Annotated in this window: 16 protein-coding genes; 11 read left to right on the forward strand and 5 right to left on the reverse strand. The window is 71.0% G+C overall.

The genetic code is table 11. The features are described 5' to 3' along the window. Nucleotides 1-63 precede the first annotated feature (63 nt). The 10 genes from CS0771_RS19790 to CS0771_RS19835 all read left to right on the forward strand — a co-directional run bounded on the left by CS0771_RS19790 (nt 64) and on the right by CS0771_RS19835 (nt 13,676). On the forward strand, nt 64-1,230 hold the full coding sequence (locus tag CS0771_RS19790) for an ROK family transcriptional regulator (RefSeq protein WP_212842361.1): 1,167 nt from the start codon (nt 64-66) through the stop codon (nt 1,228-1,230). A gap of 180 nt (nt 1,231-1,410) precedes the next feature. Continuing rightward, the gene (locus CS0771_RS19795) at nt 1,411-2,676 is read left to right on the forward strand and encodes a sugar ABC transporter substrate-binding protein (RefSeq protein ID WP_212842362.1); all 1,266 of its coding nucleotides are present in this window, start codon (nt 1,411-1,413) and stop codon (nt 2,674-2,676) included. Nucleotides 2,677-2,684: 8 nt separating this feature from the next. Beyond that, nucleotides 2,685-3,659, forward strand: a complete 975-nt coding sequence (locus CS0771_RS19800) for a carbohydrate ABC transporter permease (RefSeq protein WP_244870897.1) — start codon at nt 2,685-2,687, stop codon at nt 3,657-3,659. Continuing rightward, nucleotides 3,652-4,482, forward strand: coding sequence for a carbohydrate ABC transporter permease (locus CS0771_RS19805; RefSeq protein WP_244870898.1), 831 nt, complete (start codon nt 3,652-3,654; stop codon nt 4,480-4,482). Before CS0771_RS19800 ends, CS0771_RS19805 begins: the two co-directional genes overlap by 8 nt. Before the next feature lie 40 nt (nt 4,483-4,522). After that, nucleotides 4,523-6,358 (forward strand): spherulation-specific family 4 protein, encoded by a 1,836-nt coding sequence (locus CS0771_RS19810; protein ID WP_212842363.1) that lies wholly within the window; start codon nt 4,523-4,525, stop codon nt 6,356-6,358. A gap of 25 nt (nt 6,359-6,383) precedes the next feature. Further along, a complete protein-coding gene (locus CS0771_RS19815; RefSeq protein ID WP_212842364.1) occupies nt 6,384-9,971 on the forward strand; it encodes a fibronectin type III domain-containing protein in 3,588 nt (1,195 codons plus the stop codon). A 119-nt stretch (nt 9,972-10,090) separates the two neighbouring features. After that, nucleotides 10,091-11,062 carry an ADP-ribosylation family protein gene (locus CS0771_RS19820; protein ID WP_212842365.1) on the forward strand — a complete coding sequence of 324 codons (972 nt, stop codon included), beginning with the start codon at nt 10,091-10,093 and terminating at the stop codon, nt 11,060-11,062. Between the two features lie 75 nt (nt 11,063-11,137). Next, nucleotides 11,138-12,202, forward strand: a complete 1,065-nt coding sequence (locus CS0771_RS19825) for a hypothetical protein (protein WP_212842366.1) — start codon at nt 11,138-11,140, stop codon at nt 12,200-12,202. 119 nt (nt 12,203-12,321) lie between these two features. Then, nucleotides 12,322-12,819, forward strand: coding sequence for a SigE family RNA polymerase sigma factor (locus CS0771_RS19830; RefSeq protein WP_244870899.1), 498 nt, complete (start codon nt 12,322-12,324; stop codon nt 12,817-12,819). Further along, a complete protein-coding gene (locus CS0771_RS19835; RefSeq protein ID WP_212842368.1) occupies nt 12,816-13,676 on the forward strand; it encodes a hypothetical protein in 861 nt (286 codons plus the stop codon). The genes CS0771_RS19830 and CS0771_RS19835 overlap by 4 nt, the downstream gene beginning before the upstream one ends. Nucleotides 13,677-13,789: 113 nt before the next feature. Here CS0771_RS19835 and CS0771_RS19840 read toward each other — a convergent pair whose 3' ends face one another. From CS0771_RS19840 to CS0771_RS19855, 4 genes are read right to left on the reverse strand one after another with little or no spacing between them, the layout of a single operon-like run. After that, a complete protein-coding gene (locus CS0771_RS19840; RefSeq protein ID WP_212842369.1) occupies nt 13,790-14,803 on the reverse strand; it encodes a LacI family DNA-binding transcriptional regulator in 1,014 nt (337 codons plus the stop codon). Further along, the gene (locus CS0771_RS19845) at nt 14,803-15,699 is read right to left on the reverse strand and encodes a carbohydrate ABC transporter permease (protein ID WP_212842370.1); all 897 of its coding nucleotides are present in this window, start codon (nt 15,697-15,699) and stop codon (nt 14,803-14,805) included. Before CS0771_RS19845 ends, CS0771_RS19840 begins: the two co-directional genes overlap by 1 nt. Beyond that, nucleotides 15,696-16,622 carry a carbohydrate ABC transporter permease gene (locus tag CS0771_RS19850; RefSeq protein WP_212842371.1) on the reverse strand — a complete coding sequence of 309 codons (927 nt, stop codon included), beginning with the start codon at nt 16,620-16,622 and terminating at the stop codon, nt 15,696-15,698. The genes CS0771_RS19845 and CS0771_RS19850 overlap by 4 nt, the downstream gene beginning before the upstream one ends. A gap of 3 nt (nt 16,623-16,625) precedes the next feature. Beyond that, nucleotides 16,626-17,921, reverse strand: coding sequence for an ABC transporter substrate-binding protein (locus CS0771_RS19855; RefSeq protein ID WP_212842372.1), 1,296 nt, complete (start codon nt 17,919-17,921; stop codon nt 16,626-16,628). 307 nt (nt 17,922-18,228) lie between these two features. On the opposite strand from CS0771_RS19855, the gene CS0771_RS19860 reads away from it, so the two are divergent. Further along, nucleotides 18,229-20,193 (forward strand): beta-galactosidase, encoded by a 1,965-nt coding sequence (locus tag CS0771_RS19860; RefSeq protein ID WP_244870900.1) that lies wholly within the window; start codon nt 18,229-18,231, stop codon nt 20,191-20,193. A 154-nt stretch (nt 20,194-20,347) separates the two neighbouring features. Here the strand turns inward: CS0771_RS19860 and CS0771_RS19865 are convergent, their stop codons facing one another. After that, nucleotides 20,348-21,901 carry a glycosyl hydrolase 53 family protein gene (locus CS0771_RS19865; protein WP_244870901.1) on the reverse strand — a complete coding sequence of 518 codons (1,554 nt, stop codon included), beginning with the start codon at nt 21,899-21,901 and terminating at the stop codon, nt 20,348-20,350. Nucleotides 21,902-22,141 lie beyond the last annotated feature (240 nt).

A 22,141-nucleotide genomic window follows, 5' to 3' on the forward strand; every position in this document is an offset into this window, starting at 1 on the left:
GTTACTTTTGAAGGTCTCCATCATTAGTAACATGATTACCCGACGCGCAAAAGGGGGCCGACGGTGACCGAACAACTGGCGGGCGGGGATCTGTCCCGGTTGCGGCAGCTCAACGCGCTCGCGGTGGTGCACGTGCTGCGCGGCCGCGAGGCGCTGACGCTGACCGAGCTGTCCCGCGACACCGGCCTGTCCCGCCCCTCGACCGAGGACGTGGTGCTTCAGCTCCAGGAGCAGGGCTGGCTGGAGGAGGTACAGCCCGCGCCCGGGGTGATGGGCCGCCCGGCCCGGCGCTACCGGTTCCGCGCCGACGCGGGCCACGTGCTGGGCGTCGACATCGGCGGGCACACCATCCGGGTGCTGGCCGCAGACCTGGACGGGCAGGTCAAGCACACGGTGCGCACGCCGGTGGCGATCACCGCGGGCCGGGTTGACCGGCTCGGCGCGGTTGACGCGGCCGTGGCCGAGTGCCTGTCCGGGGCGGGGCTGGGCGGCGGTGACGTGTGGGCGACCACGGTCGGCACCAGCGGCCTGGTCGATGCGTCCGGCCGGGTCGTGCTGTCGGTGGCGTTCCCCGAGTGGACCGGGGTGCACCTGGCGCAGCACGTCGGGCGGCTGGTCGGCGGCCCGGTGCTGGTCGAGAACGACAGCCGGCTGGCCGCGCTGGCCGAGACCTGGCGCGGCGTGGCCCGCTACGCCCAGCACGTGGTCTACCTGCTGGCGGGCCTGCGTACGGGCACCGGCCTGATCATCGACGGGCGGCTCCACCGGGGCTTCGCGCAGGCCGCGGGCGAGATCGGCGCGCTGCCCGAGCTGGGCTGGATCCGGGCCCAGGAGCACCTGCGCGGCTGGACCGGCGCCCCGGCCGGCACCGACCCGGACGAGCTGGCGGGCTACGTGTTCGCCGCCGCGCGCGAGGGCGACCGGAAGGCCGTGGCAGTGGTCCGCCGCTACGCCAAGGATCTGGCGCTGGGTGCGTCCGCGCTGGTCTTGGCGCTGGACCCGCAGCTGGTGGTGCTCGGTGGCGGCTTCTCCCGCTCGGCCGACGTGCTGCTCGAACCGCTGCGCCGCGAGATCGAGAAGCGCTGCGTACGCATCCCGGAGATCGTCACCTCGGCGCTGGGCGACGAGGCGGTGGCGCTCGGCGCGGTCAAACACTCGCTCGAACATCTGCAGGAGCATCTCTTCGACGCGCGCACCGGGGTAGCCGCACCCGTCCGACCTGGGCGTTGACGCTCCGGAGCGGTCAACCCATGGCTGGACTCTTGACAAACTTATTCAGGAGTCCATTAATACTGGGCAGCGCATGTGATGCGGGTCCCGACGGCACCGGGTGGTGTCACGCCACTCGACGGCCCCACGCGACCCGGGTGATTCCCCGATGATGTTGCTCTGGCGAGAAGGGTTCCTCAGATGTGGAAAGCAGTGCGGACCGGCGCGGCCGTGATGGCCGCCGCCGTGCTCGCGGTGACCGTGGCGGGCTGCGGCGCCGACGAGCCGACCGCGGGCGCTGACGAGAAGGCGACGCTGTCCTACGCGGTGTGGGACAAGAACCAGGTCCCGGTGATGGAGGAGCTCGCGGCCGCCTTCACCGAGGACCACCCGAACATCACGGTCGAGGTCCAGCTCACCCCGTGGGCCGACTACTGGACCAAGCTGCGGGCCGCGGTCACCGGCGGCGCCGCCCCGGACGTGTTCTGGATGAACGGCCCGAACGTCCAGCTCTACGCCGACAACGGTGTGATCATGCCGCTGGCGGACAAGGTCGCCGAGGCGAAGCTGGACCTGGGCGTGTACCCGAAGGCCCTGGTCGACCTGTACACCTTCGAGGGCAAGATCTACGGCCTGCCGAAAGACTTCGACACCGTCGGCGTCTGGTACAACAAGGAGCTCTTCGACGCGGCCGGCGTGAAGCACCCGGCCGCCGGGTGGACCTGGGACGACTTCAAGGCCGCCGCCGCCAAGCTGAGCAACCCGGCCAAGGGCCAGTACGCCGTCGGCGCCAACATCGCCGGCCAGGAGTACTTCTACAACACCATCTACCAGGCCGGCGGCAACGTGATCTCGGCCGACGGGAAGAAGTCGGGCTACGACGACCCGGCCACCATCGAGGGCCTGCGCTTCTGGACCGACCTGATCAAGAACAAGCAGTCGCCGGACCTGAAGACGATGACCGACACCCACCCGATCCAGCTCTTCGAGTCCGGCAAGCTCGCCATGTACTGGGGCGGCTCCTGGAACGTCACCGAGTTCGGCAACAACGAGTACACCAAGACCCGCGTCGACGCCGCGCCGCTGCCGACCGGGGTCAAGCAGGCCACCATCATCCACGGCCTGGCCAATGTGGTCTCGGCGAAGACGAAGTACCCGGCGCAGGCGTGGGAGTTCGTGAAGTTCCTCGGCTCGAAGCCCGCCGCCGAGATCCTCGGTAAGAAGGGCCCGATCCCGGCGTACACCGGCACCCAGGACGCCTGGCTCGCCGCCAACGCCAAGTTCAACGGCAAGGTCTTCCTGGACGCGGTGAGCTACGCGGTGCCCTACCCGGTGTCGCGCAACACCGCCGCCTGGAACGACGAGGAGTTCAAGCAGCTGACCAAGGCGTACACCGGTGAGGTGCCGGTGGAGCAGGCGGCGAAGGAGCTTGCCACCCAGATGAACGCCCTGCTGGCCAAGGAGTAACCGACACCATGGTGATGACCGAGGAGGGCATCGCGGCCGACCGCGCCGCGGTGCCCGCCCCGGCGCCCGGGGGCCGTGCCCGCCGCCCGCGCCGGTGGACCGCCGAGGCGGGGTGGGCGTACCTGCTCATCGCGCCGACCGGGCTGGGGCTGGCCGTGTTCTACCTGTGGCCCGTCCTGCAGACCGGGTACTTCTCCTTCACCGAGTGGGGCCCGTTCGGCGGGCACGAGTGGGTGGGGCTGGACAACTACCGGGCCCTGGCCGCCGACACCGAGGTGCGCCAGGCGCTGGTCAACACGCTGCTGTTCGCGCTGCTCGGCCTGCTCGGCATCCCGCTCGCGATCGTCTTCGCGGCGCTGCTCAACCGGCCGAAGCTGCGCGGCGTCTCGGTGTACCGCGCGCTGTTCTTCATCCCCGTGGTGACCATGCCGGTCGCCGTGGCGATGGTCTGGCGCTGGCTCTACAACGGCGACTTCGGCCTGGTCAACCAGTTCCTGTCGGTGTTCGGCGTGGAGGGCCCGCACTGGATCGCCGACCCGGCCACCGCGCTGTACGCGCTGGTGGCGGTGTGCATCTGGGCCGGGCTCGGCTACAACATCGTGGTCTTCCTGGCCGGGCTGCAGGCGATCCCGCGCGAGTTCTACGAGGCCGCCGAGATCGACGGGGCCGGGCCGGTGGCGCAGTTCCGGCGGGTCACCCTGCCGCTGCTGTCACCGTCGATCTTCTTCGTCTCGGTGCTCTCGGTCATCGGCTCGCTGCAGCTGTTCGACCTGGTGTACGTGATGGCCGGCAGCGGCCAGGCGGCCCGCTCGAACCCGGCCATGCCCCGCATCCAGACCGTCGTGGGGCTGTTCTACGACAAGGCGTTCTACACCAACGACCGCGGCTACGCGGCCGCGATCGTGATGGCGCTGCTCGTCCTCATCGTGGTGTTCACCGCGATCCAGTTCCGGCTGCAGAAGCGGTGGGTGCACTATGGCTGAGCCCCGGACGGCGCAGGGCCGGATGGCCGGCACGCACGGCACGCTGATCCTCGGCGCGGCCGTGATGGTGATCCCGTTCGCCTGGCAGCTGCTCACCTCGCTGAAGACGCTGACCAACGCCACCCGGGTGCCGCCGACCCTCGCGCCGGACTGGCGCTGGGCGAACTACGCCCAGGTGTTCGAGCTGCTGCCGTTCGGCGACCAGTTCCTCAACACCGTCCTGGTCGCCGTCGCGCGCACCGCCGGGCAGCTGCTGTTCTGTTCGATGGCGGCGTACGCGTTCGCGCGGCTGCGCTTCCCCGGCCGGGGCCTGCTGTTCGGGCTGTTCCTGTCCGTGCTGATGGTGCCGCCGGCGCTGTTCGTCATCCCGCAGTACGAGATCATGGCCGATCTGGGCTGGCTCAACAGCCTCGGCGCGATCATCGCGCCCGGCCTGTTCTCCGCGTTCGGCGTGTTCCTGCTGCGGCAGTTCTTCCTCGGCCTGCCCCGGGAGCTGGACGAGGCGGCCCGCCTCGACGGGGCCGGGCCGCTGCGCATCTACTGGTCCGTCATGCTGCCGCTCGCCAAGCCCGGCCTGCTGGCGCTCGGCATCCTCGTGGTGTTGGCGTCCTGGAACGACCTGTTCTGGCCGCTGATCGTCAACACCGACCCGGAGCAGATGACCCTGTCGGCGGGCCTGGCCTCGCTCCAGGGCCAGTTCCAGACCGACTACCCGGTGCTGATGGCCGGGTCGCTGCTCGCCTCGCTGCCGGTGATCGTGGTGTTCACCGTGCTGCAGCGCCACTTCATCCAGGGCATCGCCTTCAGCGGCAACAAGAGCTGACCCCCAACCCCCTCACATACCCCAGATCGGAGACACGACCATGCTGCATCGGCATGGCCGCGGACGCCTGCACCTCCGGGCGGCGGCCGTACTCACCGCACTGCTCCTCATCCCGGCCGCGCCCGCGCAGGCGAGCGGCCTCCCCGACCCGGCGTCGCAGCAGCTCGCGGTGCCCGCGTACTTCTACCCGGGCGGCGACGGCGCCGCCCTCTGGCAGCGGCTCAACGCGCCGGGCGTCGGCATCGCCGTGGCGAACCCCTTCTCCGGCCCCGGCAAGACCCGGGACCCCAACTACGCTGCGGCCATCGCCGCCGCGAAGGCAGCGGGGGTACGCGTGCTCGGCTACGTCGCGACCGGCTACCTCGGCACCACCGGCCGCGCGACGCGGCTCAACGAGACCACCCCGGCGGCCTGGGCCGCGCAGGTCCAGCAGGACGTGGCCACCTGGTACCGGCTCTACGGCGCGGACGGCCTGGGCGGCATCTTCTTCGACGAGGTGCAGAACGTCTGCGGCCCGCAGGACGCCTACGTCAAGACCTACCGCGAGCTGGACCGGCACGTGCGGCGCGCGTTTCCCGGCGCGTTCACCGTGGTCAACCCGGGCATCGACACCGAACCGTGTTACGCGGACGTCGGCGACGTGATCCTCACCTTCGAGGGCACCTACGAGACCTACCTCGGCTGGCAGCCCCCGGCGTGGCACCGCGCGCTCGATCCGCGCCGGTTCTGGCACCTGGTGCACGCCACGGACACGACCGAGCAGCTGGCGAACGCGGTCGCGCTGAGCAAGCAGCGCCAGGCGGGCTACCTCTACGTCACGCCGGACGTGCTGGCCAACCCGTGGGACTCGCTGCCGCCGGACGCCTACTGGAACGCGCAGCTCGCCGCGGCGACCGACCACGGCGGCGACACTGCCGCGCCCCGCGTGTACGGCACGCCGCTGGCCGTGCACACCACCTCGACCGAGGCGACCGTGGGCTGGCTGCCCGCCGCCGACGACGGCCGCGTCACCGGGTACGACGTGTACCTCGACGGGGTCCGGGTCACCGGCACGCTGAACGCGATCCCGCTGGTCACGCTGCACGGGCTCGACCCGGCGCGGTCCTACCGGGTGGCCGTCGCCGCGCGGGACGCGGCGGGCAACGTCTCCGCGCCCGGCCGGGCCGCGACGGTGACCACGAAGGCCGCCGACGCGTCGGCGCCCGCCGCCCCGGCCGGGCTGCGTGCCGCCGAGACCAAGGTCGCCAGCGTGCGGCTGGCCTGGGACGCCTCCACCGAGGCCGACCTCGCGGGCTATGACGTCGAGGTGAACGGGCAGCCGCTGCTGTCGCTGCCGTCGTGGCTGGTCACGGCCGGGGACACGGTCAGCGTGCCGGTCAGCGGGCTGGAGCCGGGCACGGCGTACACGTTCACGGCGTACACCCGCGACAGCAGCGGCAACCGCTCGGCCGCCGCCGGGCCGCTGACCGTCACCACGACGGTGCCCTCCGGCGACCCGATCACCGGCGCGAGCGGCGTGATCGATGCCGACGGCGTGACCTACCAGGCGGCCTTCAACCTGCCGTTCGACTTCCACCACCTGTTCATCGACGTCGACGACGACGCCACCACCGGGTTCGCCACGGCCGGCATCGGCGCCGATCTGCTCATCGAGAACGCCTGGTTCTACCGCCACACCGGCACCGGCTGGAGCTGGGCGCCGGTGGACGGGCCGAGCCCGCTCGTGTCCAGCGACGACGACCACTACGTCTGGCGCGTGCCCGCGTCCGTGCTGTCCGACGTGCTCGGCGGCGCGCCGGTCGGCCCGCACCGGGCGGTCTTCCACGGCTCCGGCAGCTCGCCGGAGACCTACACCGCAGTGATCACCATCAGCTGATCCCCTCCACCGAAGCGAGGTGCCCATGAACCGCCAAGCTCATCCGCACCGCACCGCTCCACCCGCGCGCCGGGGCATCGCCCGGCTGCTCGCCGCGGCCCTGCTCGCCGCCACCGCGCTGACCGCCGGGTTCGTCGCCACCGCGGCGACCCCGGCGGCCGCGGCCGGCTTCGAGATCGGCCGCACCCCGTTCTACGGCAAGGTCCCCACGCTCAACCAGCACAGCCGCACCGCGTTCTGGTACGGCGCGGTCGACCAGGCGAAGGTCAACCAGCTCAAGGCGTACGACCTGGTGGTCCTCGAACCGACCCTGCGCGTGCTGAACGTGACCAACGACCACTTCTACTTCGAGTCCGTCACGTCCGCGCAGGTGCAGGAGATCAAGCGCGGCGTGGACGGGGCGCTGGGCACCGCCGACGACGTGATCGTGCTCGGCTACCTGTCGGTCGGCGAGATGCTGCCGACGATCATCCCCGGCCACAGCGGGCACATGACCATCCAGAAGGGCATCGAGCTGGGCCTGCTGCCCGCGGGCTACGGCGGCCCGTCCGGCCCGCTGCACGGCCCGAACCCGTGGAACTACAACGCCGCCGGCTCGTACCTGAACGTCGAGGGCGGCGCGACCCCGGACGGCACCTACGAGGACGGTTACGCCAACTACGCCGGAACCTCGATCGGCGCGAACTACTCGTCCTGGGGCAACCGCCTGACCTGGCGCAACAACGGCGTCATGCCGTGGTACCTGGACCAGCAGGGCACCTGGGTCAACGACAGCCGGTACCTGTACGGCGGCTACTGGAAGGACGGCGACGGCACCGTCGACGTCAACCCGACCTACGGCGGCGGGTACATCAACGGCGGCGACCCGGCCTGGCAGAAGTTCGTCACCTACCAGGTCGACAAGATCGTGCACGACGGCGACTACGACGGCGTCTTCCTGGACACCGTGGACACGCCCGACCCGGTCGGCGGCGCGGGACCCGGCATCTCGTGGGGGCCGCGCGGCAACTTCGGCTTCACCGCGGGCGGCATGGTCGACCTCGTCGAGAAGATCAAGGCGGTGGACCCGAGCAAGGTCGTCGCCTCGAACCGGGGCTACTGGTACTTCAACCCCGACGAGGGCACCTCGCAGTTCGCCACCCGCTACCGGCACGCGATCAACATCTTCGTCACCGAGAGCTGGTACTACAACACGTACATCCCGGGCTTCTACGACACCAGCCCCGGGTTCGAGGCCAACTGGAACACGAACACCGCCTCGCCGACCTACCGCAGCCGGGACAACTTCGGCGGGTTCTGGAAAGACTATGTGAACGCGCAGGCCAACCAGGCCGACGGGTTCAACGTGGCGATCATCGACTTCCGGGTGCCCGCCTCGGGCACGCAGAAGTGGATGAACGAGGTCGTGGGCAACTCCGACTACCTCGCCTACGACGTCTCGGGGGCGAACCACTTCAACTCGGCCGTGTACGACGACGCCAAGAACTGGCTCGACGCGCAGGGCCTGGCCGCGCCGGCGCAGACGGGGGCGCACCCGACCGACCTCTACGGCGGGTTCGTCGCGGACGGCAGCACGGGGGAGTGGAACGCGGAGACGCCGATCTTCAGCGACGCCGCGGGGAACAACGGCAAGGGCATCACGAAGGTCTACGTGAAGTTCGTCGGGGACCGGTTCTTCATGATGGTCGAGGCGAAGCAGACCATCAGCCTGGCCCAGGAGATGATCTACTTCGACTACGACAAGGACGGGCCGACGGGCTGGCAGCCGTCCTGGCCGACCTCGCCGGACTCCCGGATCTACCTGGAGAACCTGAACCAGGCGTACCTGCTGCCGCACGCCGGGGCCGGGCAGGGCGACGTGTTCAAGTTCAGCAGCCCCAGCGCCCCGACGAACCGGGGCTGGCCGGTGCGGGTGGTGCAGTCCGGCACCCGTGCCGAGTTCGAGTTCGACCGCAACTACGTGTTCCCGGCCGCGATGGCGGGCACGGAGGTGTGGACCTGGCTGCGGGTGGCCAACTTCGGCGGGTCGTCGGTGCGGTTCACCGTGCCCGGCGGCGGCACCCCGCCGTCCCCGTCCCCGACCCCGTCCAGCTCGCCGCCCCCGGCACAGCCGCCGGTGATCTCGAACGTGCAGTACTCGAACGTCACCACGACCGGCGCGACGGTCACCTGGACCACGGACGTGGCCTCGTCGTCGGTGGTCGAGTACGGCACCACGACGTCGTACGGCTTCACCGCGACCGGTGCGAACAACGTGACCAGCCACTCGGTCACGCTCTCAGGGCTGTCGCCGGGCACGGCGTACCAGTTCCGGGTGCGCTCGGTGTCCACGGGCGGCACCACCAGCAGCCCCAACGGCACGTTCACCACCGCGACGAGCGGCGGGAGCTACCCGGCGATCACCGTCGACGGGTCGGCCGGTGACTGGGGGAGCGTCACCCCGGTGCTGACCGGCAGCACCACCGTGCAGTCGCTGTCGGTGACCAACAACGCCACCAACCTGTATCTGCTGGCGCGGGGCACCGGCCTGAACGTGCTCGGCCAGTTCTACCTGAACACCGACAACAACACCGGCACCGGCTACAACGCGACCGGCTGGACCAACCCGTCCGGCGCGGACTACCTGCTGGAGAACGGCAACCTCTACCGGCACGCCGGCGGCGGCTGGGCCTGGACGTCCCTCGGCGCGGTCACCTTCAGCCGCAACGACACCGTGGCCGAGGCGGCGATCCCGCTGTCCACGCTCGGCCTGTCACCAGGCTCGCAGCTACGGGCGGGCTACCTGAAGAACAACTCCGCGACCGACCGGCTCCCGGCCGCGAGCGGCACGTTCCCGGTGGTCACCCTGCTCAACGGCTCGGGCGGCGGTGGCGGCGCACCCGTCATCAGCAACGTGCAGTACGCCAACGTCACCACGACCGGCGCGACGGTCACCTGGACCACGGACGTGGCTTCGTCGTCGGTGGTCGAGTACGGCACCACGACGTCCTACGGCTCGACCGCGACCGGCGCGAACAACGTGACCAGCCACTCGGTCACGCTCTCGGGGCTGTCGCCGGGCACGGCGTACCAGTTCCGGGTCCGCTCGGTCGCCACGGGCGGCACCACCAACAGCCCCAACGGCACCTTCACCACGGCGACGAGTGGCGGCGGCACACCGTCGATCACGGTCGACGGCAACGCGGGCGACTGGGCGGCCGTCACCCCGGTGCTGTCCGGCGGCACCGGCGTCCAGTCGGTGTCGGTCACCAGCAACGGCACCACGCTCTACCTGTGCGTCAAGGGCACCGGCCTGAACGTGCTCGGCCAGTTCTTCCTCAACACCGACAACAGCACCGCCACCGGCTACAACGCCGCGGGTTGGACCAACCCGTCCGGCGGCGACTACATGCTGGAGAACGCCAACCTCTACGACCACGGCGGCAGCGGCTGGTCCTGGACCCCGCTCGGCGCGATGACCTTCGCCCGCAACGACACCGTCGTCGAAGCCGCCATCCCCCTGTCCACCCTCGGCCTGGCCCCCGGCGCCCAACTCCGCCTCGGCTACATCAAGAACAACACCACCGACCGCCTCCCCACCCCCTCCGGCACCTTCCCCTTGATCACCCTCTGAAAGGAAGGGCACCTTCTTATCGTTTTCCGAGGTAGAAGGTGCCCTTCCTAACCCGTCACCCGGCTGTGGCATGGTGACGGTTCGGTCCGCGCGGGCGGACGGCGGAGGAGGGACGGCACATGGGTGACTTCGTCTTCGACCATGAACGCGTCGGGCCCTCGCTCGCCGCGATGGAGGCCCGCTTCGACGACGTCGCCGCGCGCCTGCGCACCGTGTACGGCCTGCGCCTGCCCCGCCACCTGGCCGTCTTCGCCGCGTACCTCGCCGCGATCGACGTCCCCGGCAGGCGCGCCCTGGCCGACGGCGTCGGCGTCAGCTCCGGCGGCATCGTGCGCTACTTCGAGGACGGCGGCCTCGCGCTGACCGGCCGCGACGGCCTCGACGAGCGGCTGGACTGCCGGTTCCGCTGCGACGCGCCCGAGTTCGTCACCGTGCTGTGGGGCGACACCGACGGGCTCCACTTCGGACTGTGGTACGACGACCCCGCCGAGCTGCCCACCCAGGTGGTGCACAACTACGCCCGCGACTCCGCCGAGACCTGGAGCGAAGCGCTGCCCACGGTGCTGGCCCAGGTGCGCAGGCGCCTCGACGACGCCGAGCAGGACGCCGCCGACGACCCCGACTACGACGCCCCGGACGGCGCCCGGCAGCGCGCCGAGCTGCTCCGCGCGATCGAGGCGTTCGCCGAGGCCGACGAGCGGGCCTGCGCGCAGGACGGGCCGGTGCGCTGGCGGGGCACGCCGCGCCCGGCGATCCTCGGCGGGTTCGGGCCCGCGCTGCCGGAGGGCTCCGGCGACCCGCGCGGCGGCTACGAGCGCTACGACGAGCGGTATCAGGCTTATCGGGCGCGCTCGCCGCTGGTACGGGAGTGGATCGCCGACGCCGAACGGGAGCTGGCGGCCGGGCTGCCCGCGTACGCCCTGGTCCTGGGTAGGGAGCTGCACTGGCTCGACGCCCCGGACCACCGCGAGGACGCGCTGCGCCTGCTGACCGGTGCATACCGGGCACTGGGGCGGGACGCGCTCGCCGAGATCGCGACCGTGCACTACGCGAACCGCGACCTGCGCTCGGTGGAGGTGCTGGTGTCCTGAGCGGGGCGATGCCGAGCCGACTGCCATTCGTGGGCGGCACGTTTGCGGTGCTCGCGTATGGTGTCGGCCGTGTCCATGATCAGTGAACCCCTCGACTCGACGCCGCTCACCGTGAGCTCCACCGGCCCCGAGATGCGGGAGTTCACCACGCGCGTCCTCGGACACCGCCAGCGGTGGAACGTCTGGGCCGGCCTGCTCGTCCTCTACGCGGTCATGACGGCCGCCGTCGCGGCCCTCGGCTACGTCGCCTTGATGATCGGCGCGCTGGGCGCGCAGGCGCAGGCCGGGCCGTTGCGTGACCACGCCGTGTTCCTGTCGGCCGGCACGGCGGCCTGCCTCGTCGCCGCCGTCTTCATCCTGGTCGCCCACGTGAAGAGGGGCGACCGGGAGGAGCTGTTCCGGCTGCACCGGTTCGCCGCCGCCAACGGTTTCGACTTCGCGCCGGAGGTCAAGGACCCCGACCTGCCGGGGCTCATCTTCCAGCGCGGCACCCTGCGTCGCGCCTCGGCACGGCTGCGCCGCTCCGGCCCTCGGCCGCTGGAGGTCGCGAACTACCGCGCCTGGATCCCGAAGGGGCGCGCGGGCGAGTCGCTGAGCTGGTCCTACTTCGCGCTCACGCTGGACCGGCCGATGCCGCGGATCGTGCTCGAAGCCCGCGCCGACGGCGGACGGCTGCTCGGATCGAGCCCGCCCGAGACGGACCGGCGGGCGCCGTTGAGCGGCCCGTTCGAGGAGACGTTCCGCCTCTGGTCCCCGCCCGAGGCGGAGGGCTGGGCACGTGCGCTGTTCACGCCGGACGTCGTCGCGCGGCTCGTCGGCCCCGGGAAGACCGCTTTCGACGTGGAGGTGGTGGCGGACCGGCTGTTCGTGTACTCCCACCTCCGGTCGCTGTCCTGCTGCGATCCGCAGACCTGGCGGTGGATGAGCGAGACCGCGGCTGCGCTCTACATGCGGCTCGGGGAGCTCGGCGACGCCACGCGGACGGCCGCTCCCGGCCCGGCCAGCGCCGGGAGTGTGCCGGCCGGTGAGCCGCCGATCGGTCTCGCGCCGCCGTACGCGCCGCTGCGCCGCCCGTTCCCGGTCCTGGTCGTGGCCCCGCTCCTCGTCATGATCGGTGTTTGGGCCGTCGTCCTCGCCTGACCGGATCCTTCCCGCGTGGCGGCCCCGCCGAGCACGTGCACGAAGCTGCTGCGAAGATCTTGCGAACCCTGGCAACCATTCGTCGACCAGCGGTTGTTGGTGTGCCGAGGAGGTCGGTGGTGGAGGATTTCGACGCGTACGTCGTGGCGGCGTGGCCACGGCTGGTGCGCTCCGCCTGGCTGCTGACGGGGGACTGGCACAAGGCCGAGGACCTCGTGCAGACGGTCCTGGCGCGGGCGTACGGCCGCTGGGCGCGGATCAGGGACGACGCGCCCGACGCGTACCTGCGGGCCATGCTCGCCACCACGTTCCTGACCTGGTGGCGGCGTAAATGGCGGGCGGAGGTCCCCACGGAGACGCTGCCCGAGCGGGCGGGCGCCGACGCGCTCTCGCCGCTGGACACGCAGCGCGTCGTCCGGGCCGCGCTGCTGTCGCTGCCGCAGCAGCAGCGGGCGGTGCTGATGCTGCGCTTCCACGCCGACCTGACCGAGGCGGCGACCGCCGCGGCGCTGGGCATCAGCGTCGGCACCGTCAAGTCGTACACCGCGCGCGCCCTCACCACCCTGCGCGGTCACGCCGCGCTGCGCGACCTCGTCACGGAAGGAGCACCGCTGTGAGCACCTCCGACATGCGCACCCTGCTGGACGAGGCGACCCGTGAGCTGCCCGCCGACGTCGCGCGGGCGCCGCTGGGCGAGATCCGCCACCGGGTACGCCGCCGCCGCGCCCGCCGGACGATCACCGTTGCGGCCGTGGCGGCCCTGGTCGCGGCAGGTCTCGTGCCGCTCCTGCACGGCATGGCACAGCAGCCCGCGCCCGACCCGGCCGTGTCCCGGCCCCCGGCGAACAGCCTGCCGTGGTCGTTCGCCTACCGCGACGGCGACCAGGTGCGGGTCTACCTGCACCGGCAGGACTGCCGGGTGCTCGACGCGCCCAGGGTGACGGTGGAGGTGCGGGGCGACACGGCGGCCGTCGCCGTCACCGGCACGCTGCGCCGCGCCGACGACTGCACCCGCGCGGGCATCCCCATGGTCGAGCTGCTGTCGCATGCCGTCAGCACGCAGCAGATCCTCGTGGACCCGGCCACGGGACGCCGGCCGCCTGTGTACGACCGGGCACACCTGCCGGTCGCGTGGCGGGGCATCCCTCTCAACGGCTACGGGGCCGTCGCCCGAAACGCGGATCCGGAGACGTTCCTCGCCAACTACACACCGACGAACACGGGGAACCTCGAGATGGCCGTGTCGCAGGTCGATGTCATGGGCACCGATCCGGCCAAGGCCACCCCGAACGGCGTGCCGCTGCAGGCCGGGCCGGTCAACGGTGTTCTGTACGACCTGCTCGGCGAGTACCGCTTCCTGTGGCGGGTGCCCGCTCCGGGCGGCGGGGAGCTGGGCTATGAGGTGAGGTCGCTGCGGCCCGGCCTGTCCCGCGCCGAGTTCCTCGCCCTGCTCGACGGCTTCACCTGGAGCTGAGCGCAACAGCGGCCTGACCGACACCGACGTCTACGGCGACGGCGACGGCGACGGCGACGGCGTTAAGAAGGTGCCCTTCCTCTACGGAAAACGATAAGAAGGTGCCCTTCCTTTCAGGCGGATTCGCGGGTGACGAGTTCGGTGGGGAGGACCACGGGGTCCACGGTCTCGGCGCCGTCGATGAGTTCGAGGAGGAGGCGGACTGTTTCGGTGGCGACCTGTTCCAGGGGCTGGCGGACGGTGGTCAGGCGGGGGTGGGTGGAGGCGGCGATGGCGGAGTCGTCGAAGCCGCCGACGGCGACGTCCTCGGGGACGCGGCGGCCGCGGGCGCGCAGCACGGCGAGCGCCCCGGCGGCCATCAGGTCGGAGCCGACGAAGACGGCGTCGAGGTCGGGCGTCCGGTCGAGCAGCTCGGTCATGGCGGTCTCGCCGCCGTGCCGGGAGTAGTCGCCGTGCGCGATGAGCTTCTTGACGGCCTTGCGGCCGAGCACGTCGCAGAAGCCCTCCAGCCGGTTCAGGCCGCCGGGGGTGTCGAGCGGGCCGGTGATCGTGGCGATCTTCCTGCGGCCCTGGTCGACGAGGTACTGCGTCATCTGGCGGGCGCCCTCGCGGTCGTCGGCGGCGGCGTACGGGATCACGCCCTCGCGGCCCAGCACCGCGCCGCAGGCCACGGCCGGGATGGACAGGCCGTCGAGTTCGGCCAGCAGCGGGTCGCCGGAGTGGGCCGACAGCAGCAGCACCCCGTCGGCGTGGCCGCCGCGCAGGTAGCGGATGACCCGCTCGCGGTCGCCGTCGTCGCCGGCCACCATCATGACCAGGGCGACGTCGCGCTGGGCCAGCCGCCGGGTGGCCACCCGCAGCAGCACGCTGAAGTTCGGGTCCTCGAACAGCTTCTCCTGCGGCTCGGACAGCACCATGACCACGGTGTTCGTACGCTGGGTGACCAGGCTGCGCGCGGCGCGGTTGACCACGTACCCGGTCTCGGCGACGGCGCGTTTCACCGCCGCGAGCGCCGCCGTGCTCACGTAGGGGTCGCCGTTGAGGGCGCGGGACACCGTGCCCCGGGATACTCCCGAGGCACGGGCCACGTCGTGGATCGTGGGACGCCGCTTGTTCGTCACGACCATCAGCTTTTCACAGACCCGCCGGACAGGTCCGTGCGCCAGTACCGCTGCATGGTCAGGAACAGCGCGATCAGCGGGATGATCGACAGCAGCGCCCCGGTGATCACCAGGTTGTACAGCGCGGGCTGGTTGGCCCCGGTGGCCAGCAGCGTGTAGAGGCCGACGGTGAGCGGGAAGCGCTCGTCGTCGGCGAGCATGATGAAGGGCAGCAGGAAGTTGTTCCAGATCGCCACGAACTGGAACAGGAAGATCGTCACCATGCCCGGTCCCATCAGCGGCAGCGCCACCACCCGCAGCAGCCGGTGCTCGCCCGCCCCGTCGATCCGGCCCGCCTCCAGCAGCGCGTCCGGGATCGCCGCGGCGGCGTAGATCCGGGCGAGGTAGATGCTGTACGGGTGCAGGATGCTGGGCAGCAGCACCGCCCAGTACGTGTTGGCCAGCCCGGCCTTGGCCAGCAGCAGGTACTGCGGGACCGCCAGCACCACGGCCGGCACCAGGATGCCGCCGATCAGCACGTTGAAGATGGCGTTGCGGCCGAAGAACCGGAACTTGGCCAGGGCGTACCCGGCCAGCACCGACACCGCCGTGGACAGCAGCGCGCCGACGCCCGCGTACAGCGCGGTGTTGGCCATCCACTGCCAGAAGATCCCGTCCCGGTACGCCGACAGGTCCGCGATGTTGTCCAGCAGCCCCGTGCCCGGCGTGAACGCGTTCGACGTGAACAGCTCGCCGCGGGTCTTGGTGGACGCGGCGAGCACCCAGCACACCGGCAGCAGGCAGTACAGCGCCCCGAGCAGCAGCACGGCCGTGGGCGCGAGCCCGAACCCCCGGCGTACCCCACGCGGCCGAGGCTTCTCCGCCTCGACGCGCGTGCGCGGCTTCTCCGCGACGGCGGTCATCTTTCCTCCCCGAACGCCTGGCGGCGCACCAGCCGCATGAACAGCAGCGACGGCACCACCGAGATCACCGCGATGACCAGCGAGGTGGCCGCCGCCGAGTAGAGGTCGCCGTTGATGAACGCGTCCGTGTACACCTTCATCAGCGGGCTCCAGGTGGAGCTGACCGCATTCGAGATGGGCCGCAGCGTCATCGGCTCGGTGAACACCTGGATGGTCGCGATGATGGAGAACACCGTGGTCAGCACCAGCGCCGGGGCCAGCATCGGCACCTTGACCCGCAGCGCGATGGCCAGCTCGCCCGCCCCGTCGATGCGGGCCGCCTCGTAGTAGTCGCGGGGGATGGCCCGCAGCTGCGTGTAGAGGACCAGCATGTTGAACCCGGTGCCGCCCCAGATCGCGACGTTGACCATCGAGAACAGCACCGTGCTCGGGTCGAGCAGGTCCACGTTCTCCACCCCGAACGCGCGCAGCGTGGCGTGGATCGGGCTCAGGCTGGGCAGGTAGAGGAAGCCCCAGAGCAGGGTGGCGACCACGCCCGGCACCGCGTACGGCAGGAAGATCGCGATGCGGGAGAAGCGGGCCAGCCGCACCCGGGCCGAGTCCAGCAGCAGCGCGAACACCAGCGCCAGCCCCAGCATCAGGGTCAGCACCAGCCCGGCGTACCCGAGCACGCGCAGCCAGCCCGCCCAGAACTCGCCGTCGGCGACGGCGGCCCGGTAGTTGTCCAGCCCGGCGAAGATCTCGGTGCGCGAGTTCTTGCCCAGGCCCAGGCCGGAGAACTTGACCCGGCGCATGCTCAGGTAGGCCGTGTAGCCGATCGGCGCGGCCACGAACAGCGTGAACAGCACGACCGCCGGGGCCAGGTACAGGTAGGGGGTGGCGCCCGCGCGGTGTACGCGGGCGCCCTTCTGTGCCGTGGACATGGGTCAGCCGGCCAGCGTGAAGCCGGACTTCTTCATGTCGGCGACCGTCGCGTCCTGCACCGCCGCGAGCGCGTCGGAGAAGGAGGACTTCTGCTGCACCGCCTTGTCGAAGGCGTCCTTGTACGCGCCGTACGCCACGTTGACGTTCGGGCCGAAGGTGAAGCCGCGCGCGGTGCCCGCGATGGTGGTGGCCTGCTGCCAGAAGTCGGGCTGGTTGGCGAAGTACTCCGGCGCCGTGGTCAGCAGCTTCTGCCCGCTCTTGGCGGCCGGGTAGATGGCGGCCTCCTTGATCAGCAGGTCGACGGCCTTGGCGTCGGTGTTGAGCCAGCTCAGGAACTGCGCGGCGGCCTTGCGGTGCTTGCTGCCCGCGGACACCGCGATCGACGAGCCGCCCCAGAAGCCGGAGTAGCTCTCCCCGGCGCTCCACTGCGGCAGCGGCGCGATCGCCCACTTGCCCTTGCCGTCAGGGGCGTTGCTGGACAGCACGCCCGGACCCCAGACCGCCGACGCCCAGGTCAGCAGCTTGCCCCCGTTGAGCGCGGCGTTCCACTCCGGCGTCCACGGCGCCTGCGTGTCGACGGCGCCCTCCTTGGCCAGGCCGCCCCAGAAGTCGGCGACCTTCTTCGTGGCGTCGTCGTTGATGCCGACCTTCCACGCCTCGCCGGTGATGGCCCACCACTGGCCGCCCGCCTGCTGCGACAGCCCGGCGAACCAGCCCGGGTCCTTCGTGGAGAACCCGCCCAGGTAGACGCTCTTGTCCTTGGCGCGCACCGTCCTCGCCGCGGCGGCGTACTCGTCCCAGGTCTTCGGCACGGCGATGCCGTACTTAGCGAACAGGTCCTGGCGGTAGTAGAGCATCATCGGGCCGCTGTCCTGCGGCAGCCCGTACACGGCGTCCGTGCCCAGGGTGACCAGGCTCCAGATGCCGTCGGAGAACTCGCCGCGCACGCCCTCGACGTCGGCCTTGATGTCGGCGACCGCCTCGGCGGCCACGAACGACGGGAGCATCTGGTACTCGGCCTGCACCAGGTCGGGCGCGTTGCCCGCCTTGGCCGCGGTGAGGAACTTCGCCGCCGCCTCGTCGCCGCCGGCCTGCTTGCTGACCGTGACCTTGATGTCGGGGTGCGCCTCGTTCCACACCGCCGCGATCTTGTCCATGTTGGGCGCCCAGGTCCAGAAGGTCAGCTCGACCGGTCCGGTCTCCTGCGGGGTCTGCTCCTCCGCGCCGCTCGAACAGCCCGCCACGAGGGCGCCGGCGAGCAGCACGGACAGCGCCGCGCTGAGCCGCTTGGTACGCATAGGTCCTCCGTCAAAAGGCGAAATCTCTGTGAACGTTCACAGTGCGCCACAGTCTGCGCTGCCGTATCGAGCCCGTCAAGGCCCCGTGTCCGAGGCGTTACACGAGGGTTGCGGCCCTCATGATCGTCCGACTTGCCTGGCAATAGGACGAATCTTGAGCCCGCGACCGCCCATGTGCCGGGCAAGTCGGACGATCAAGCGGCCCGCCCCGGGGGACCCTTCCCGGCCGGACCCGGCTCGGCTACTGTGCACGTTCACAGACGTACCGTGCTTTCAGGGGGATCCTGTGCCTGAGTCCGATCATGTCGTGCCACGCCTGCGGGGGCTGGCCTACGGCGGCGACTACAACCCGGAGCAGTGGCCCCGCGAGGTGCAGGAGGAGGACGTCGCGCTGATGCGCGAGGCCGGGGTCAACCTGGTCAGCCTGGGCGTGTTCGCCTGGGCGCTGCTGGAGCCGGCGCCGGGCCGCTACGAGTTCGGCTGGCTCGACGAGATCGTGGACCGGTTGCACGCGAACGGGGTCAGCGTCGACCTCGCCACGCCCAGCGCCGCCCCGCCGCCGTGGTTCGCCAAGGCGTACCCGCACACCCTGCCGGTCAACCGCGAAGGGGTGCGTTACGGAGTCGGCGGGCGCGAGACCGCCTGTCCCAGCTCGCCGGAGTACCGGGCGGCCACCGCCGCGCTGGCGCGGAGGCTGGCCGAGCACTACCGGGACCACCCGGCGGTGGTGATGTGGCACGTGCACAACGAGTACGGCGCGCCGCTGGGCGAGTGCTACTGCGACACCAGCCTGCACGCGTTCCGCGACTGGCTGCGCCAGACGTACGGCGAGCTCGACGCGCTGAACGCGGCGTGGGGCACGAACTTCTGGGGTCAGCGCTACGGCGGCTGGGACGAGATCGACCTGCCGCGCGCCAACCACACCGTGGTCAACCCGGCGCAGCGGCTGGACTTCGCCCGGTTCAGCTCGGCGGAGAACCTGGCCTGCTTCACCGTGCAGCGCGACGTCCTGCACGAGGTCACGCCGGGCCTGCCGGTGACCACCAACTTCATGACCACCAACTGCAAGTCGATGGACCTGTGGCGGTGGGCGCCCGAGGTGGACGTCGTGTCCAACGACCACTACCTCAACGCCGAGCAGCCCGACAATCACATCGACCTGGCCCTGTCGGCGGACCTGACCCGCTCGCTGGGCAACGGCCGGCCGTGGCTGCTGATGGAGCACTCGACGGGCGCGGTCAGCTGGCAGCCCCGCAACATCGCCAAGCGGCCGGGGGAGATGCGCCGCAACAGCCTCGCGCACGTGGCGCGCGGCTCCGACGCGGTGCTGTTCTTCCAGTGGCGGGCCTCGCGGTCGGGTGCGGAGAAGTTCCACTCGGCGATGGTTCCGCACGCCGGGACCGGCTCGCAGCTCTGGCGCGACGTGGTCTCCCTTGGTGGCGAGCTTCAGGCCATCGCGGGGGTACGCGGCGAGCGCGTGCACGCCGAGGTCGCCGTGGTCTGGGACTGGGAGTCCTACTGGGCGCTGGAGCTGGAGTGGCGGCCCAGCGTGGACCTGCGCTTCCGCGAGCGCGTCGACGCGTACTACCAGGCGCTCTGGCGCGAGCACGCCACGGTGGACTTCGTGCACCCGGCCGAGAACCTCTCGGCGTACCGGCTGGTGGTGGTGCCGAGCGGCTACCTGCTGGGGGAGACGGCGGCCAAGAACCTGCGCTGCTTCGTCGAGTCGGGCGGGCACCTGCTGGTGTCGTACTTCTCCGGGATCGTCGACGAGCACGACACCGTGCACCCGGGGGCGTACCCGGGCGCGCTGCGCGACGTGCTGGGACTGTCCGTCGAGGAGTTCCACCCGCTGCGCGAGCACGAGACGGTCGCGCTGTCGGACGGCACGGCGGCGCGGGTGTGGTCGGAGCGGGTGCGCCCGGCCGGTGCGGTGAGCGTCGCCGACTTCGCGACCGGCCCGGACGCCGGGCATCCCGCGATCACCCGGCATGAGCTGGGCCGGGGCACCGCGTGGTATGTCGCCACCAGTGTGGACGCGCTGCGGCCGGTGCTGGCGCGGGCACTGGACGCGGCCGGGGTGGACCGCCCGCGCGGGCTGCCGGAGACGGTCGAGGCGGTGCGGCGCGGCGGGCACCTGTTCCTGATCAACCACGGTGCGGAGCCCGTCACCGTGCCGGACGTGGCCGGGACCGACCTGCTCGACGGCACCAGCTGGGCCGGGGAGGTCACCGTGCCGGGTGGCGGAGTGCGCGTGATCGCCACCAGCTGACCGCGCTGCCGTACGCCACGCGCGATGCGTGGTCGCGGCGAGCGCGGCATGTTGGACCGCCGATGTGTCTGTGAGCGTTCACATGTTCGCAACAGTCGCGTCGGCTGTCAACGGCGGCGTCGCCGGGTGCCCTACCACCCGGCGGCGCCGTCGCCTACATCGAGCCGTACACCGACATCGCGGTCAGCGCCCGCGAGTTGTAGTCGAACAGGGCCTGGTTCTCCCAGCCGTTGCCCGACGACGGGTTGGCGGGGTCCCAGCCGGCGCCCGCCTGCGCGGTCCAGCCCGGCTCCCAGTAGAAGACGCCCATGCCGCGGCCGTTGGGCACGTTCTTGACGATGTTCACCACCGCCTGGAACGCGTCCCGCTGGCCCTGCGCGGTGGCCGGGTAGCCGCATGCGCTCGCCAGCGACGAGGTGAAGATGTTGGTCTCCGCGTCGTCCTGCGCGGTGGTGAACCCGTAGGCAGTCTCCACCACGATCACCGGCTTGCCGTAGCGCGCGGCCATGTCGTTCAGGTTGTTCTGCAGGCCGGACATCGGGCCGTGCCAGTAGCAGTAGTAGGACGCGCCGATCACGTCGAACGGCACCCCGTACGCCACGGCCTGGTCGAACCACCAGCGGAAGGTGGCGTTGTCGCCGCCCTCGGCCAGGTGCAGCATCACCAGCGTCGAGGAGTTGACCGCCTTCACGGCGTTGATGCCGGACTTGAGCAGCTGGGACAGGTTGCCCCAGTTGGACGTGCTACCGGTCGGCAGCAGCATGCCGGGGTTGATCTCGTTGCCAACCTGCACCATGTCCGCCGTGGTGCCCTGCGCCTTGAGCGCGTTCAGCACGTCGTAGGTGTGGTTGTAGACATCCGTGACCAGCTGCGAAAGCGAGTGGCCGGACCAGGCGGCCGGGGGCACCTGCTTGCCCGGGTCGGCCCACGAGTCGGAGTAGTGGAAGTCGACCAGCAGCTTCATGCCCTGCGCCTTGATCCGGCTGGCCATGGTGAGCACGCGGGCCTTGTTGTTGTAGCCGTCGGCCGGGTTGACCCAGACCTTGAGCCGGGCGTAGTTCATCCCCGCGTTCTTGAGGATGAGCAGCGGGTCCTGCTGCGTGCCCGAGGCGTTGTAGTACAGCGCGCCCTTGTCCTCGTTCTTCTTCACCGAGGACACGTCACCGCCCTTGACCTGCAGGCTGGTGCCCCCGCCGTTCTTGACGAAGGTGACGTCGTCCACGTTGATCCACTGGTTGGCGGCGGCGCTGGAGTAGACGCTGATGGTGCAGTTCGCCGAGCTGACGTTGGCCGTCACCGACACCTGCACCCAGTTCGTGCTGCTGGTGGGGATGTTCGCCTGCGCCTGCGCGCCGCCGCAGTTCTTCATCGCGACGTACGCCGCCGACTGGCCGCCGCCCGAGCGCACCCACGCGCTCAGCGTGTACGACCCGCTGGTCAGGCCGGTCAGGGTCTGGTACGTCTCGACGGTGTACGCCGAGGCCGACCAGTGCGTGCCGCGGTAGCTGCCGCTGCGCCCGCCCGCCTCGGACTTCGACGCCGCGACCGTGCCCGACTCGGACCAGCCGGACGGGGTCTGGCTCGCCCCGTTGGACTCGAACCCGGGGTTGGTGACCGTCGAGGCGGCCGCCGCGGGCAGCGCGGGAGCGGCCAGCGCCGTCGCGACGGCCAGCGCCGCCGCGGCGAGCAGTGCCTTCGTTCTGTGCATGGGTCCTCCTGAGGTGTTTGTTTGCCCACAGACACATCGGAGGCGTCCACACCGGACCGGGCGTCCGCTGTGAACGTTCACAGAAAACATCCACGAGCCCGCGCTGTCAAGTGCCCCTGCCGCCTGCTCCGCCGCGCTCCGGCTTGACCGGGCCGGGGCGTTCAGTGGAGGATCGCTGCCATGGAGGGCCCCTCCTCTGTCCACGCCTCGTGCGTGTGACCTGACACGTCCCTTGCGGAC

Source organism: Catellatospora sp. IY07-71 (genome assembly GCF_018326265.1).
Taxonomy (GTDB): domain Bacteria; phylum Actinomycetota; class Actinomycetes; order Mycobacteriales; family Micromonosporaceae; genus Catellatospora.

What these genes read in the sequence shown, in the direction of transcription:
- CS0771_RS19795 (WP_212842362.1), top strand. Translation starts at nt 1,411, where the DNA reads ATGTGGAAAGCAGTGCGGACCGGCGCGGCCGTGATGGCCGCCGCCGTG.
- CS0771_RS19800 (WP_244870897.1), top strand. Translation starts at nt 2,685, where the DNA reads ATGGTGATGACCGAGGAGGGCATCGCGGCCGACCGCGCCGCGGTGCCC.
- CS0771_RS19805 (WP_244870898.1), top strand. Translation starts at nt 3,652, where the DNA reads ATGGCTGAGCCCCGGACGGCGCAGGGCCGGATGGCCGGCACGCACGGC.
- CS0771_RS19810 (WP_212842363.1), top strand. Translation starts at nt 4,523, where the DNA reads ATGCTGCATCGGCATGGCCGCGGACGCCTGCACCTCCGGGCGGCGGCC.
- CS0771_RS19815 (WP_212842364.1), top strand. Translation starts at nt 6,384, where the DNA reads ATGAACCGCCAAGCTCATCCGCACCGCACCGCTCCACCCGCGCGCCGG.
- CS0771_RS19820 (WP_212842365.1), top strand. Translation starts at nt 10,091, where the DNA reads ATGGGTGACTTCGTCTTCGACCATGAACGCGTCGGGCCCTCGCTCGCC.
- CS0771_RS19825 (WP_212842366.1), top strand. Translation starts at nt 11,138, where the DNA reads ATGATCAGTGAACCCCTCGACTCGACGCCGCTCACCGTGAGCTCCACC.
- CS0771_RS19840 (WP_212842369.1), bottom strand. Translation starts at nt 14,803, where the DNA reads ATGGTCGTGACGAACAAGCGGCGTCCCACGATCCACGACGTGGCCCGT.
- CS0771_RS19845 (WP_212842370.1), bottom strand. Translation starts at nt 15,699, where the DNA reads ATGACCGCCGTCGCGGAGAAGCCGCGCACGCGCGTCGAGGCGGAGAAG.
- CS0771_RS19850 (WP_212842371.1), bottom strand. Translation starts at nt 16,622, where the DNA reads ATGTCCACGGCACAGAAGGGCGCCCGCGTACACCGCGCGGGCGCCACC.
- CS0771_RS19855 (WP_212842372.1), bottom strand. Translation starts at nt 17,921, where the DNA reads ATGCGTACCAAGCGGCTCAGCGCGGCGCTGTCCGTGCTGCTCGCCGGC.
- CS0771_RS19865 (WP_244870901.1), bottom strand. Translation starts at nt 21,901, where the DNA reads ATGCACAGAACGAAGGCACTGCTCGCCGCGGCGGCGCTGGCCGTCGCG.